Raw genomic sequence first — 15,081 nt, 5'->3', positions numbered from 1 at the left:
TTACAATGACTGCAGAAACGCTATTAGTGCATCTCGCTCGGCTTTAGACAACGTAAGTACCTTGTCCCGGCTCTGCTGAGCTTCACCACCATGCCAAAGTACGGCTTCCATCAAGGTTCTCGCCCGGCCATCATGAAGGAAATAAGAATGACCATTAACCTCTTCGGTGTAGCCTATCCCCCAAAGCGGTGCTGTCCGCCATTCACGACCGTTAGCCAAGAATTCACCACGATTATCTGCCAGTCCTTCACCCATATCATGCAGCAATAAGTCGGTATACGGGTTAATCAACTGTTCGGAAATCGCCGGAAGCGCCTTATTCACGCCAGTTTTGATTTTGCTCTGGTGACAGCTTTCACAACCTAGTGCTGAGAAAAGAGCTTCACCCTTTATCACTTGTGGCTCAGCCACATTCCGGCGTGAAGGTACCGCCAAGTGGCGCGAATAGAACTCAACAAATGTCAGTACATTGTCGCTAACTTCAGGCTTGCCGCCATCGGGCAACTCACTGCAGACAGACTGCAGCACTGAACAGTTTTCATTTGGGAACAAGTTACTGGTCAGCCCCAAATCACCATTGAATGCGGCAGCATTTTGTTGCATCAAGGTCGGCTGGCCAGCTTTCCAGCCAAAGCGCCCGGTCACCGTTTGCTGCTTTTCAACGTCCCAGACTTTGTTCAGTTTGCCAGAAATTCCCTGCCCGGCGCTTTGCTGCTCTTCAGCCATCGCAGACAAGGTAACCTCAGGGATCTGCTCGAGTAGCCCCAAGCCAATCATCGGAGGTGCTATACGTGCCGACATCATCACATCCGGATGGATCGGGCCGTAGTTCAAATCGCTAATTGCTAGCTCTGGCTTACGCAAGGTCACCACTTCACCGTCAGTAAACGTGACAGGAACATCGCTATAGGTAAGGTTAATCTGCCCTTCTGGCTTAGCACCTGACAAAGCAAAGTCTTGCAGCTGGCCACCGTAAATCGGATCGGGTATAACCCCATCAGTGATCAACGCTTTTTTCTGTTCAACGGTCATTGCCGGGATACTGAGGCGAACCAACATAGAGACGGCATTCCTATCGCCCGGTTCAGGAGGGTGACCGCGGCCATCTTTGATGTGGCAGTTTTGACAACCGTTGGTATTAAATAGTGGCCCTAAACCATCCCTGGCATCTGTCGTAGCTGGTGCCTGGACCCAAGGGTTACGGAAGAAACTGTTACCCACACTGAAATCAAGGCGCTTTGACAGTGGCAAATTACCCGCCGGTAGTGAAAAGGCATTGGCACCTGATTTTTTAACTGTCGTATCACCACCCGACTTCAAGGCATTGACGACACTTGGATCTTGTTTTGCCTTTGCAGGGCCAGCGCTGGCCTGTTGGGCATAAGTTGCGAAAGAAAAAGCAGACAGAGAGAGAAACGCTGCGGCAAAGTACAACTTCATAGCTCACACACTCTTTTTATTATGACGGCAAAAGGGCTCAATAGAGCCCCTTAACGTATTGTTGTTATTAAGTAGTTATAACAATCAGAACTGGTGATCAGCCGTATCCGGATTTAGGCTGTTCACCCCGATAATACCGGCAGCACGCTCAATTTCCGCCGTCTGCTTAACCAGTGCCGTGATAGATTTGCCAACAAGAGCATTGCCCGCTTTATTGCCGGCTGCAATTAGCTGGTCAAAATGCTGATCTTGTTTCTCGGCAGATTGAACGAGGGTATATACTTGGCTACGCGCACGGTCGAATCCAGCCTGGATCTCTTTTGCCGCCTGCTTGTCTTTCTTCTCGACAAGATCATGAAGGCTTGGGCCTGAAACCAAGCTGCCGTTCACACGCATGTAGGTACCGGTGTAAACGTTATAGATACCCTGCTCGTTGTAATAGTGTGAGTAGTGGGTGTTGTCCGAGAAGCAATCATGCTCGTCTTCGGTTGAGTTCGCTTCCAATGCAACCTTCATACGCTCACCGGCCAGCTCACCAAGAGATAGGGAGCCCATACCGAATAGCATTTTGCGCAGACCGTTATCAGCAGAGTCAGCCAGAAGCTCAGCACGATAGTTAGAGGCAACGTCAGCAGACCACTGCTGCTCCATCCAGCTCAAGTCATTTTGCAGCAGCCCAGATGCCGCTTTTAGGTAGTCACGGCGACGTTCGCAACTACCATTGGTACATGCTTCGCCGTAAGCAAAATCTGTGTACTGACGCTGACCCGCACCATTGTTGGTGCCATTTAGATCCTGTCCCCATAGTAGGAATTCAATTGCGTGGTAACCAGTCGCAACATTCGCTTCAGAGCCGCCGAGCTCGTTCAGCTCAGCCAGTAGTTCTGGCGTGATCTTCTTAACATCAATCTTAGCATTGCCGATCTGCAGTGATTCATTGGCAATAATATTGGCCTGTGCACCATCATTCCCCAGCTCATACTGATAATCATCCGCAACATAATCGATCAGGCCTTCATCCAGCGGCCAGGCATTTAGCTGCCCTTCCCAATCATCGACAACCGCATTACCAAAACGGAACACTTCAGACTGTTGGTATGGTACACGTGCGGCTTTCCAAGCTTGGCGGGCTTTCGCAAGGTTAGCGTCTGTTGGGTTGGCAATCAGCGCATCTAGGGCATCATCAAGAGACTTAGCTGTGATCAGGGCATCGCTGTATACACTGTGAGCAAGATCAGCGTAATGTTCGACAACTTCAGCTTTGGTTGGTGCTGCCTGTGCAAAAACAGGAAGCGTCAGTAATGACGCCGCAATAAGATTACGGGTGAATTTATTGTTCATTATGGTTTTTCATCCTTATTGAGAGCTGCTTTAACTAAAGTCACTAATACGTATGCTAGTGAGAATTATTTTTATTCAAATATGATAGCCATGATTTTTACATATTGGAATAACTAATCATCGTATGAATTAAAAAAACAGTAACATCACACAATTCACTAACCCAATGGATCCGTGTGCAGGCCCGAAAAACCACGCTGCTTATCGCTGACAAACCATTCCCAATTTTCCCCAATCTGGCCGTCAGGAGTTTCAGCCCTTCCCCCCAAAAAAAACACTTAAACTCAACAACTAAATTGTGTTAGTTACCTATGGCAGCGATAATACCTTTTAAGAATTGCAGTTTTGTCGACTTTACGACAACTAAGTCTTTCATGTTTATTAATATTGATGTACCTTCGCGACACTAATTTGGGAGAGTTAAATGGACAAGCACGAAGAAGTCCTCATTGCCCTTCGACAAATTATTCGAGCTATCGATTTGCATTCGAGAAAACTCAATAAAGTCGCAGGGTTAACGGGGCCTCAATTAGTTCTGATGCGAGCGATTCGTGACTCAGGTGAAGTCACCATTCGTCAGCTGTCAAACAATACAAATATGAGCCAGGCTACGGCGACAACGATCCTTGACCGTTTGGAAAAGCGAGAGTTGGTCGTACGCGAGCGAAGTAAGCTAGATAAGCGAAAAGTACATGCCTATTTAACCGATAAAGGCAAAGAAGTTCTCGAAAAAGCACCGCTTCCGCTTCAGGAGAACTTTGTCTCCCGTTTTCATGAACTTGAAGAGTGGGAACAATCGCTGCTATTGTCATCTGTGCAACGGATCTCTTCCATGATGAATGCTGAGCACCTTGACGTTGCCGCCGTACTTGAAGTCGGTAGTATTACCAAGCAAGAAGAAACCATCCCTAACTAATACAAGATAGCCGGGGCACCGGCTATTTGTTACTGCGCTTTAGCACTTCCCTTCGGCCGTTCTCCGATAAACGATATAACTATTAACTATTAACTATTAAACTCTGGAGTATCAAGGTGTTACTTGAAGGGATCGAAACCTTACTGGTACTGGCAAAAGAAGGAACAATGAGCAAGGCTGGCAGCTATCTGTATATCAGCCAGAGCGCGGTCAGCAAACGTATTGCCAGGCTCGAGAAACGATTAGGAAAAAAACTAATCGAACCTTCCGGTCGCCGGATAAAGCTGACAGCCGATGCCGTTGTTCTGATAGAGAGTGTCGGCCCTAGCTATAAAGAAATCAAAGGCCTGATCTTCGACCAACAGCGTTTCGAGGATCACACCATCATCACCCTTGCCTGCTCAGAGACTTTGGTCGCCGGGTACCTCGGTGAAATGATGGGCAACTATATTCAAAAAGATCCTTACATTTCTATCTCAACGCACCACACCCCGGTGAGCATTGAGAAAGTCCAGTCAGGTGATGCAACTATCGGCTTTTGTGCCGGTCATCTGCCGCCACAGCACGGGCTGTCAACCCTTCACCTGTTTGATGAGCCGTTTGCCGTCATCGCCCACCAGCCTCTACAACAAACTCCCCATGCCCTGCTTGTTAATGATTTTAAAAACCCCGCCAACGCGAATCAGGCCAGCTTACTGCAAAAGGTAGGAATTATTCCTCTGATGGAAATGGACTCCTACTCAGCCGCCGCCCAATTGGCACTTGGAGGCGTGGCACCAGCCTTGGTACCAAAGTCGATAGTCAAAACCTTAAAAATCGATGCAACATTCTGCCACCATTTCGATTTCCTCGATGAGCTCACCCGCCCGGTTCACCTTTGCTACCGTCAGAGTAGCTATCAATCAGAGCGAGTTCGTACCCTTATTGAAACCATTGCGGATGTTGTTCCCAAAGCAATTTAATCGCCATCACCATCGAAATAATAACCACCATCGGCCGAATTAACTTTCGCCCTTTAGTCACCACCACTTTGGCCCCCGTGCGAGCACCAATAAATCCACCAACTGCCATCACCAAACCAATTTCCCAAATCGGCAACCCGGCAAAAATAAAGAACAGAAGTGCGGCAAAGTTAGAGGTAAAATTGAGGATTTTCGTTCTTGCCGTGGCTTCAACAAGGCCCAGCTGGGCAATAACAACAAAACCAACCGTAAACAATGACCCCGCTCCTGGCCCAAAAAAACCATCATAAAAACCAACACCGGCCCCAACAGTCAGCGCAAAAGCGTTATCCGACAGCTTTGGTGTACCGCCTCCTTTACCGGCCTGGGGTGCCAATAGGAAATAGAGCGAAATACACACCAGCAAAACAGGGATCAGACTAGTTAGTACCCCCGCCTCAATTCGCTGGACGAGTTCTGCCCCTATTGCCGAGCCGACAAATGTACAGCCAATCGCATTGCGCATCTCGCGCAGGCTCACAAAGCCGTTGCGGACAAAGTACAATGAAGCAGAAAAACTGCCAAATGCCCCTTGCAGTTTATTGGTCGCCAGCGCCTGTGTCGGTGGTACGCCTGCTGCCAATAGCGCAGGTACGGTTAACAAGCCGCCTCCCCCAGCTATCGCATCAATAAACCCTGCTAGGCCCGCCACTAAAAAAAGCAGCGCAATAATATCGAGCGAAAAATCCATCCTGCAACATCTCTTCTGTCAATCAAACTGAGCGAAGACGTTAGCACTGCGGCCTAACAACGAACAGCGAAAGATTGGATGACAACCTATTCCCAATTGGAATCAATGAGAATAGATAACAGCACTGCTTAGTTATTGCATCAGCCTTACTGACTTATCAGGTTGCGTAGTGTTTGCCATACTTGCTCTCCTGCTGGATGCAAACGAGCCTGATAGCGGTAAGCATAATAAGTGATCGGCAACCTTAGGTGCGGCTCACCCACCACCGCGACTTTCCCACTAGCCAGTTCATCCTGTATTGAATAGTCCGGTAACCAGGCTACACCTTGGCCCTGTAGCACCAATGCTTTCAGCAGATCGGTCATTGATGATAAAAAAACAGCTTTCAAGTTAACCTGATCACGAATAGCCTCAACCTGTCGCCCCATATAGGAACTAGGGCTGTAAGCCAGCCATGGAACCTCTTTGGTTTTACTTAACTGATAAAGCGGCTGACCTTCACTATCACAGGCACAAACCGGCAGTAGCTCCGCCTGTCCAATTTGCAATGACTGATACGGAGGCAACCGGAGCAAGTCATCATCAAACGCCAGTAATACATCACAGCCACCTTCTTGCAGCTCTTCAATCGCCTGGTCAACATCAATCGCCTCAACACTCAGCAGCGGGCTATGCTTGCCGGCCAGTAGCTGAGGCTGAATAGAAGGAACCAAGTTGGTTGCTAACGAGTGAGCGGCTGCTACCCGGACAATATTGCCGCCAAGTTTTGACAGATCTGACAGCTGGCCGATCCCGTCCATCATTTGGTTCATCAAGGTGCGGGCTGTGATCCGGAACAACCGACCACTCGGGGTCAGGGCAACTGGCGTCTTGCTCCTATCAATTAACTCTGCACCCACGGTATGTTCTAACGCTTTAATTCGACGGCTAAAGGCAGGCTGGGTCACATTGCGCATTTGTGCAGCCACAGAGAAATTTCGAACATCAGCGAGAGCGAGGAAATCTTCCAGCCACTTACTTTCTATATTCATAGCAATTCACACGAAGAAAAAATGCAGTATAACCAAGCCGAATTATGAGACAGACATATTTCAACCACGATTGATCACAGTTTTAACAATTATCCATACCGATCCGGCATGACAGCCTCAGCAACGGCATTTCTCAACAAAAAACAGTAGCCTTATAGTAAACACAGTTAAAAATATTGTAGGAATGAGAGCATGAGCAGAAAATTAGGAATTCTTGGTGGCATGGGCCCATTAGCAACGGTTGAATTTATGCAAAAGATCATTTCCCGAACACCTGCTCACAATGATCAGCAGCATATCCCGATGCTTGTTAGTAATAACCCGCAGATCCCAGATCGCACGGCTTACCTGATCAGCAACGGCCAAGACCCTTTTCCTGCTCTAAAACAAGGTATGGAACAACTGCAACAGGCTGGTGCTGAATGCATCGTCATGCCATGCAATACTGCTCATTACTGGTATCCGCGCCTGACCCAGACCTGCAATGTGCACACCATCAGTATTATCGACAGTGTGGTAAGTGAAGCGAAGAAACGGCAATACCGCGAAGTCGGCGTGCTTGCGACCAGCGCAACCATGATGACAGGGATGTACCAAACCAAGCTAGCCCAGCAGCAAATAAACGCTATCGAAACGACCGAATCAGAGCAGCAAGCTGTCATGAACGGCATCTATGCGGTCAAGGCTGGCGAAGTCGAACGCGGCAAACAGCTAATGATACCGGTCTTCGAAGCCATGCTGGAACGCGGGGCGGAAGCGGTCATATTCGGCTGCACCGAAATCCCTGTAGCCCTTGCTGAGCAAACGATAGAACAGCCTCAACACTGTCTGGATTCACTTGATATCTTAGCCGAGCAATGTATTCGATGGGCACAAGAGGATGCACCCGAGCTGGTCGCCTAACGCTGATGTTCTTGCTGCTCACCGAAACATGTCACCGGCAGGCTATCTATAATTATTAATGCCACAAGATAAAACCAGCGATAGCTGGAGGCTGAAATAATATGGTAAGCCTTGAACGAAAAGTGCGGAAGGATACCAGACAAATTCAACCCTACGACTGGGAAGAACTTGTTGAAAAAGCGATAGAAGCGATTGACGAGTTCTTTCGCCAACACTGGGACAAACAATAACAGGTGGAGTGCCTACTCCACCTTCAATACCATTTTCACCTGTTCAGGAGCCTGCTCAGGGATCTGCTCAGGTTCCTAGTCAGGGGTTATCGGTTTCGGCACATTTCAGCCGGGAACGACAGCTGCACCATCACATAACGCTTGAACACTTCGTCGTATCCCTGATCGTCCAATGCTTTTTGCATACATAACAACCAGGCTTCTTTTTCGGCAATACCTATCGCCAGGTGGCTGTGGGCACCTGGGATATTCATGCTGCCGTATTTTTCAGCATAGCGTGATGGACCGCCCATCCAACCAGTCAAAAACGTAGTTAGCTTTTCTCTCGACTCTGTTAAATCCTCGGCATGCATCGCCCGGATCGTTTCGGCTTCTGGCAGGGTATCCATGTAGTCGTAAAACGCATCGACCAGCTTTTTAACACCAGCTTCTCCGCCGGCAGCTTGTAAGGTACTGTCTCCAACACCGTAAACAGGTGCTGTTGGTTTAGTTACTGCAGAAATATCTTCTTGTTGTGGCTTCATGTTACTTCTTACTACTTATAATTGGTGTAAATACAATACTTGTTTATTGTACAACATGGCTCGGTTAGATCACCCTCAAGCGATCACAGATACAGCATTCCCCGCACTTAGGCAGTATACCCAAACAACTTCAAGATGCAGGGTTCAGAGTGATATCAGCGAGTTCAGCTCAAGGAAAATGGCTATAGGAATGGTGTATCCCTTTCTCAACGTCATTTGACGAAGATATGGACTTGCTGAATCACTCCCGAAGGGCGAGTTGACTATGCTGGTATGCTGTGTTGCTGCTTTTTGACGTAGAGCCACTATGTCATCAAATCAGCGCCTAGCCTACCAGAACAGTCATTCTCGCTGAAACGAGCATATTGAAATAGTTTGGGTATATAGAGCCACCTCACGGCAGCTCTATATTGTCAGTAAGCAAAGGATTAGCTCTCGTAGATCGGGCCTCCAAAGGACGTTACTGGCGGTGCTTCACCTTCAAATTTCTCAATATCAACCACGACAGTATTAGCGCAGGTCGCCTGCGCAAGCTCTGAAGAGCCGATATCCATGGTTAAGGTATTCGGGTCACCGTAAGTATCAATGGCACCGACCTTCTCATTCAACGGCCCATACCAGGCCCCTTCATGGATACGTACCACGCCGGGAGGATAATTATCCGAGACACGTGCCCCAGCCAATAACTGCCCGCGGTCATTAAACACACGGACGAGATCGCCATCATTGATCCCGCGTTTCTTGGCATCCTCGGGGCTGATATAAATCGGCTCCCGACCTTGCACAGCATAGGTTGCCCGGTATTCTTCCGACTCACACATCTGTGAATGCAAACGCTGATCGGGGTGGCAAGACTGAAGCCATAACGGGAACTTGTCCGATTTAGGCCCACCGTGAGACCGCTCGGCTTTTTCAAACCACATCGGATGCCCCTGGCAGTGCTCATAGCCATAACGGTCGATCTTACGGCTGAATATTTCGATAAAGCCTGATGGGGTACCTAAAGCGTTAATCTCGGGATCTTCACGAAAATCCGCATGGCGCACGAAGTTCTTCCCTTCCCCGAAATCCACCACACCATCTGCCCAAAACTGGTCAAATTCCGGCATGTCAAAATTGCCCTTATTTGCCTCGCGGCAATCGGCATAGAGCATTCTGACCCACTCCATCTCATCCATACCCCGGGTAAATTCTTTATGGCGGCCAAAACGGCGACAGAGCTCAGTAAAGATTTCAAAGTCTGTTTTTGACTGGTACAGCGGATCGACCAGCTTATGCATCGCCAGAATGCCCGATGCTGAGTAAGCACCATAGAGATCAATATCATTGCGTTCAAACTGAGTACAAGCGGGCAAAACAATATCAGAAAAACGGCAGGTTGCCGTCCAAGCAAACTCAATGGTCACCACTGTCTGCAATTTCTGGAATGCGGTCTTCATCCGGTTACGATCCTGGTGGTGATGCCACGGATTACAGCCACTGACCACCAGCATCTTGGTCTCGGGCAGTTTGACCTTGTTGCCGTTATAGTTAATTTCTTTGCCGGGTTCGAGAATGGCGTCAATCCACCGGGCAACAGGAATAGTACTGCTATACCCTTTGAAATCATCATTTTCCCACTTCGGCTTTTTACCCTCATCAAGGTTTCGTGGGAAACCGCCAGGCCCCGATGCCCCTGTCGGTGGGATACCGACGCCACTGTAGTGGTGCGAATAGGAGATCCCCCCACCGGGTAATCCAATTTGCCCCAGCATGGCTGCAATAACAGCCCCCATCCAATAGGGTTGCTCACCATGCTGCTGGCGCTGGATAGACCAACCAAAGATAAGCTGAGTCCTTGCTCCTGCCATCAACCGGGCAAGCTCGCGAATTTGATCGGCTTTGACTCCACAAATAGGTTCAGCCCATTCCGGCGTTTTTTCTACCTTGTCTTTGGTTTTTCCCAGTACGTAAGGAATAAACTCTTCAAACCCCAATGCATAGGTTTCGATGAATTTCTTATCAAAGAGTTCTTCTTTATACAAGGTATGCGCAATAGCGAGCATTAAAGGTAAGTCGGCCTGCGGATTGACATAAACTTGATCACAGCCCAGGTAATTCTGAGTTTTCGAGCGTACTGGATCAATCGAGATCACTTTGATCTCACCTTTGGCCACCTTGTCCTTCAGCTGCTCATAGTAGCCATATGAGTCGTGGGTTTCGCACTGCCAGCCCACCTGGGTATTTTTCACCGGATCATTGGCCCACAAAATGATCGTTTTACTATTGGCCAAGATGTCCGGCCATGAGGTTCCCTGGGCATAGACTTCTGTTGATCCCAGTACATACGGCAGTATTGTCTGCCCGGCCCCCGTCGAGTAATCACCGACCTTGGTCATGAAACGGCCATGCATACCCACTGCCCGTTGCATATGGTTACCACAACTATGAAATTGCCCCGTCTGCCGCCAGCCCGTCATTCCTGCATGGAGTGCCCACGGGCCATAATCTTTCTGGATCCGCTCCAACTCCTGATAAAACAGATCTAATGCTTCATCCCAAGTCACCCGAACAAAGCGATTGTTGCCTCGCGTGTCACCGCTATACTTATGCTTTTTCAGCCACTCCAGACGCACCATCGGGTATCGCACCCGTGACGGGTTATAGATAATACCTTTGATCCCGTTAATCATATCCGTCGGATATTTATCTCTCTCGAGCGGCTTGATTTCAGTGACTTTCCCGTTATATATCCGGGCTCGAAAAGCGCCCCAGTGGGAACCAGATACCTTCCAGATACCATCAGACGAATATGGCGAGGCGTCTTCAGTAGCCGCTTTTGCAACCTGAACAAGCAGGCTCGGACCAATCACAGACACAGCCGAGGTCGTCGCTAGGCCTTTTAAGAATTTACGTCGACTTAATGACATTGTTTATCCCTCACTTGCATCTTAATGACCGCCATCAGAAAAATCTGATGAATGTTTTTGTAAGTATTTAAGCACCAGGGCTTCACTATCATTGTCCAGGTTCACAAATGCCAGCATCCCATTGAACATGCCCGGCCAGGTATTGGCATCAAAATGATTTTCAGCTGGTTGGGTGTGGCACACGCTGCAATTATTTTTGTAGGCCGGACCTGCAACCGCCCATATCTCTTCGACATCACCCATCAAGGACTCTTTCGGCATCCACAGTTTTAGCGACACGCGCTGCCAGACAAGCCCGGTTAAGTCATCTTCTTTCTCTTCGAACTTCTCAACCAAGGTCTCATTGAGAGCCGCTTCTTTGCTAAGAGCTGCTGTGGGGATATTAAGGCCAAAGTCTTCATTGATCACCCGGCCAAACCCTTTGGTTTTCCGCCATCCAGCGATCTCAACCTGAATCACATTGTCTTTCACCTGCACGACTTTCACTTCGGATGCCGGGTTTAGTTGACCACCGTCAACCGTCATAGCCTCGTCTTCGTACATCGGTAAATAACGAACACTGAAATAGCTCTCTCCTTCAGAATAACTAGTATTACTCGCTTTCTGGACTAACTCAGAAACCATACCGCCAGACGTATCCATATCGCCCGGCAACTCGTGGGCTATCCCCTTGTGGCAATCAATACAGCTTTGATCACGTTCAGCCGCCTGTTTCATCTGGGTCTTTGCCAGATCAGACATTAACTCCCAATTCATGCTGTCGTAATCGTGACAATTTTTACACTCAAGCGACCCGTTGGCTGAGAAACGCTTCCATTCATGGCTCGCCAGTTCAAGCCGCTTATCGAGAAACTTCTCACGGGTATTGATAGTGCCGAATATCGCACCAAAGACTTCTTTGCTAGCCTGCATTTTCCGGGCGATTTTATCGGTCCAGTTATGGGGGACATGGCAGTCGGGGCACGTTGCCCGCACCCCGGAATGATTCGACCAATGTACTGTGGACTGGAGTTCTTCATAAACGTTGTCGCGCATTTCATGACAACCGATACAGAATTTCTCGGTGTTGGTAAACTCCAGGGCAGTATTAAATCCTCCCCAGAAAATTATCCCGGCAATAAACCCACCTAAGGTCAACACACCTAAACTAATATGCACTGCCGGACGCCAGAATGTCGCCCACAGTTTGTTTATCAAGCTAATCATAAACATCACCTTTCCGTTAACTAAGCAGTAATGGGCAAATTAACCGTGGCCAGGAGGCCCTATGAACAGAATCTGCATCGCCCATACTAAGAAGCCATAGCCTCCGACAATCACAACAGAAAGGATGGGGAATAGAAAAATGACAATAAATAGGAAGGATTGCCACTCATATTTGGCTCTGTCTTTTTTATCAACAACTTCAGAGTTATTCATTGCTAACATCCTATCGTTATTATGGTTATCCCCTTTAGGTACTGCCAAAGGGGTAATGCACCACAAAGTATAGTTAAGGATGTCAATGGCATAACATTTGAGCGGTAAATTACAAACCGTTTATATATTCTGCAGCCACCCAAAGGAGAGGGAGCTGGCGGGGATGATAAAAATTGAACCTTCAGAGCTAATTGAAAAGTATCAATAAAAAAGCCGGCTTCAAAGAAGCCGGCTTTTTTTAAAAATCTGCCTGTATTATAGCGAAGCCATGAAGATAGTCTGGTTTTGCTGATAGAGCTTCAAGCGCTTTTCAAATTTTGCATAACGCTGGCCTTTGGTTTCTTCCAGCTTATCAATTGCCACTTCTTGCGCATCAATGGCCTGACGGAACTCACCGCATGCAGCGTAAGCAGCAGCCAAGTTATCATAATCACCTGCATCGCCTGTTCCTGTACGGCTCAGTACTTGCTTGGCTAATTTTAAAGCACGCTCGCCATCACGCATACGCTCGTCTGAGCAAGTCGCATATAACCATACCAGGTTACGCTTTGATTCTAGAGAACCACCATTCGATGCTTCGTTAAACCACTTGATGGCGTTACCGCAATCTACTTTTCCAGTTGCACCAGAAGCATAGTAAGCACCCAGCTCAACCATTGCTGGCACATCACCTTCCACTGCAGCTTCCGTATACCAACGCACCGCCTGGGCATGATCTTTCGGTAGTACTTGGCCTGCCTTGAATAGGTCACCAATCATGGTTTTCACTTCTGGCATATCAACGGCCGCTTTCTGTAGCCAGTACATACCTTTCATCGGGTCAGCTTGTAGTCCGTTTGAACCTTCAAGATAAGCACGCCCTAAAAAAAGCTGCATATTTTTATCGCCCTGTTCGGCTTCAAGTTCAACATAGTTCAAAGTTGCCAACAAGTGGTTCTCAGGGGATGTCGTTACAGAAGCTTGGGCTGTTCCGTAGCCAACTACAGCGAGGCCAAGCATTGCACCGAAAACAACTTTCTTTAGGTTCTTAACTGCAGGCATATCAGGTTCTCTTTCAATCTAGCTTCGTGGTGTTGAAATGAAATCTATAGAAGTGGTGATTAAAAAACAACCGTAAAAAGATAGGCAATTATGACTACAATTGCTGACAAATGGGATTATTCAAAGAGAGCTCAGGGAGTTAGATAGGAAAATAGCTGACAGCGCATTGTTGATTATGAGATATAGATCGTATTCTTTCACCATATATACTACGGGTATATGCTTAATGAAAGCTGAATCAACGCAGAATATGCTTCTTCTGCATTCAAACCAGAGCCGTCAGTCACCACTGACGGCTTCAGGTTTTAACTGCTTGATCGTTGCCTATTAGAGTGGTAGGTACTTATCCTCACCACTATCAAGGTGTTGACCTGTATACTTAGAAGCCTCTCCATCAAGGTCGATGTCTAGGTCAATTTGGTCCGGCAGATCTAACAAGCCATCACACACCAAGACCACGTCATACTCTCCCGCCGGTACGTAAGGCATAGCGTAGTTATGGCCTTCCGAAACCTTGGCCGTCATCGTCGGCGTATATTCATCAGAGCCCAAATCACCATACTTCTCCTGCTCATCATCGGATTCATAGAGATATACATAGGCGTCATCGACAGATGGGCATGATGAAGTGTCAATGTCGCCGAAGATACTGCCTGATAACGTCTCGCTGAGTAAATGGAACGCCTCTTTTTTGAACTTGTAGGCATCCTCGACCAGCTCAAACATGCTTCTAAAATCGAATGTCATCACAAAAGATTCAGGTGCATCGATATTGATATTCAAACCGTCAAACGTTAAGTCACCTGCAATTGCCTTATTGTCGATCCAGCTACCAACGTAGGAGTACGGTACACCCATGAACTCATCCATTGGTACATCAACAGGTAAATCATCTAGAAACTCATACTCCCCCTGAGCTAGAGACAATGCCATGCTGACATATTCACCAACAGGCACGAGTTGTTCTGAAATCAAACTGACAAGATCAACCCCAGCTACATCATAAAGGTCGACCACGATAAATTTAGGTGTACCATCGTCATAAACAGGAATTTCTGAGCCTTCGGGAATACATAACTCAGAGCTTTCAACTTCACTATTCATGCTCCTCGTGGTCCACTCAACAATCTCACCAGCAAGGTTAGTGAGTTTAACGCTTTGAATCGCGACACAAGCCTGCAACTGGTCGCCATCATCAGGCACTTCCGGGACCTCTGTTGGCGGTGTTGAGATATCTAATGAAACCGGTACTTCATCGGCACCTGAACCCGGAGCCACATTTCCCGCACCTGAATCCCCCGACGAACCGCCGCACCCAGCCACCACTAACGTGGTGAGCATCGTTAATATTATATTTTTCATGTCTTCACCCCTACGACAATGTATAAATTGGCCGTGACCAAACGGATTCGCGGGCCGCCGCTCAGTTTGGCTTGTAATTCTGGATGGCCGAATCCAACAGTTAAAATTTTAGAGGTTAATGACACCGCAAATAATTTATCGGTAACGCAATTAAGTAATGAGATAGGTATCTTATGAACAAGACATGAGGTCAAAAATGAATCTCTAGCCAGCCAATACAATAGAAGGATGGCATAAAAAAAGGCCGGATTTCTCCGGCCTTCACTGTCAGTC

14 protein-coding genes are annotated in these 15,081 nt (G+C 47.8%); 4 read left to right on the top strand and 10 right to left on the bottom strand.

Going from position 1 to position 15,081, the window contains the following annotated elements:
- Both AC51G0_RS06400 and AC51G0_RS06395 read right to left on the bottom strand, forming a co-directional pair.
- A complete protein-coding gene (locus AC51G0_RS06400; RefSeq protein ID WP_496301226.1) occupies positions 1 to 1,440 on the bottom strand; it encodes a di-heme oxidoreductase family protein in 1,440 nt (479 codons plus the stop codon).
- An 84-nt stretch (positions 1,441 to 1,524) separates the two neighbouring features.
- Entirely contained in the window at positions 1,525 to 2,781 is a 1,257-nt protein-coding gene (locus AC51G0_RS06395) for an imelysin family protein (protein WP_496301225.1), read from the bottom strand.
- A gap of 424 nt (positions 2,782 to 3,205) precedes the next feature.
- Between AC51G0_RS06395 and AC51G0_RS06390 the strand changes: the two genes are divergently transcribed.
- Together AC51G0_RS06390 and AC51G0_RS06385 are read left to right on the top strand one after the other, a co-directional pair.
- Positions 3,206 to 3,697, top strand: coding sequence for a MarR family winged helix-turn-helix transcriptional regulator (locus tag AC51G0_RS06390; RefSeq protein ID WP_496301224.1), 492 nt, complete (start codon positions 3,206 to 3,208; stop codon positions 3,695 to 3,697).
- Positions 3,698 to 3,813: 116 nt separating this feature from the next.
- Positions 3,814 to 4,659, top strand: a complete 846-nt coding sequence (locus AC51G0_RS06385) for a LysR family transcriptional regulator (RefSeq protein WP_496301223.1) — start codon at positions 3,814 to 3,816, stop codon at positions 4,657 to 4,659.
- Here AC51G0_RS06385 and AC51G0_RS06380 read toward each other — a convergent pair.
- Both AC51G0_RS06380 and AC51G0_RS06375 read right to left on the bottom strand, forming a co-directional pair.
- Positions 4,619 to 5,389, bottom strand: coding sequence for a TSUP family transporter (locus AC51G0_RS06380; RefSeq protein ID WP_496301222.1), 771 nt, complete (start codon positions 5,387 to 5,389; stop codon positions 4,619 to 4,621). The genes AC51G0_RS06385 and AC51G0_RS06380 overlap by 41 nt on opposite strands.
- Before the next feature lie 146 nt (positions 5,390 to 5,535).
- Positions 5,536 to 6,420 carry a LysR substrate-binding domain-containing protein gene (locus tag AC51G0_RS06375; protein WP_496301221.1) on the bottom strand — a complete coding sequence of 295 codons (885 nt, stop codon included), beginning with the start codon at positions 6,418 to 6,420 and terminating at the stop codon, positions 5,536 to 5,538.
- 192 nt (positions 6,421 to 6,612) lie between these two features.
- On the opposite strand from AC51G0_RS06375, the gene cuyB reads away from it, so the two are divergent.
- Both cuyB and AC51G0_RS06365 read left to right on the top strand, forming a co-directional pair.
- Entirely contained in the window at positions 6,613 to 7,323 is a 711-nt protein-coding gene (gene cuyB / locus AC51G0_RS06370) for a cysteate racemase (protein WP_496301220.1), read from the top strand.
- Positions 7,324 to 7,424: 101 nt separating this feature from the next.
- Complete coding sequence (locus tag AC51G0_RS06365) at positions 7,425 to 7,553, top strand: hypothetical protein (protein ID WP_496301219.1); 129 nt, start codon at positions 7,425 to 7,427, stop codon at positions 7,551 to 7,553.
- An 86-nt stretch (positions 7,554 to 7,639) separates the two neighbouring features.
- On the opposite strand, the gene AC51G0_RS06360 is transcribed toward AC51G0_RS06365, so the two are convergent.
- The 6 genes from AC51G0_RS06360 to AC51G0_RS06335 form a co-directional block, all read right to left on the bottom strand.
- Entirely contained in the window at positions 7,640 to 8,077 is a 438-nt protein-coding gene (locus AC51G0_RS06360) for a group II truncated hemoglobin (protein WP_496301217.1), read from the bottom strand.
- Positions 8,078 to 8,505: 428 nt separating this feature from the next.
- A complete protein-coding gene (gene torA / locus AC51G0_RS06355; RefSeq protein ID WP_496301216.1) occupies positions 8,506 to 10,986 on the bottom strand; it encodes a trimethylamine-N-oxide reductase TorA in 2,481 nt (826 codons plus the stop codon).
- A gap of 21 nt (positions 10,987 to 11,007) precedes the next feature.
- Positions 11,008 to 12,192 (bottom strand): pentaheme c-type cytochrome TorC, encoded by a 1,185-nt coding sequence (gene torC / locus AC51G0_RS06350; RefSeq protein WP_496301215.1) that lies wholly within the window; start codon positions 12,190 to 12,192, stop codon positions 11,008 to 11,010.
- A gap of 39 nt (positions 12,193 to 12,231) precedes the next feature.
- Positions 12,232 to 12,405, bottom strand: a complete 174-nt coding sequence (locus tag AC51G0_RS06345; protein WP_496301214.1) for a periplasmic nitrate reductase, NapE protein — start codon at positions 12,403 to 12,405, stop codon at positions 12,232 to 12,234.
- A gap of 255 nt (positions 12,406 to 12,660) precedes the next feature.
- On the bottom strand, positions 12,661 to 13,446 hold the full coding sequence (locus AC51G0_RS06340; protein ID WP_496301213.1) for a tetratricopeptide repeat protein: 786 nt from the start codon (positions 13,444 to 13,446) through the stop codon (positions 12,661 to 12,663).
- A gap of 327 nt (positions 13,447 to 13,773) precedes the next feature.
- Positions 13,774 to 14,808, bottom strand: coding sequence for a hypothetical protein (locus AC51G0_RS06335; RefSeq protein ID WP_496301212.1), 1,035 nt, complete (start codon positions 14,806 to 14,808; stop codon positions 13,774 to 13,776).
- Between the last annotated feature and the right edge of the window lie 273 nt (positions 14,809 to 15,081).

This window comes from Photobacterium sp. HL06 (assembly GCF_059552575.1).
This window is presented reverse-complemented; position numbering and strand designations above follow the sequence as displayed.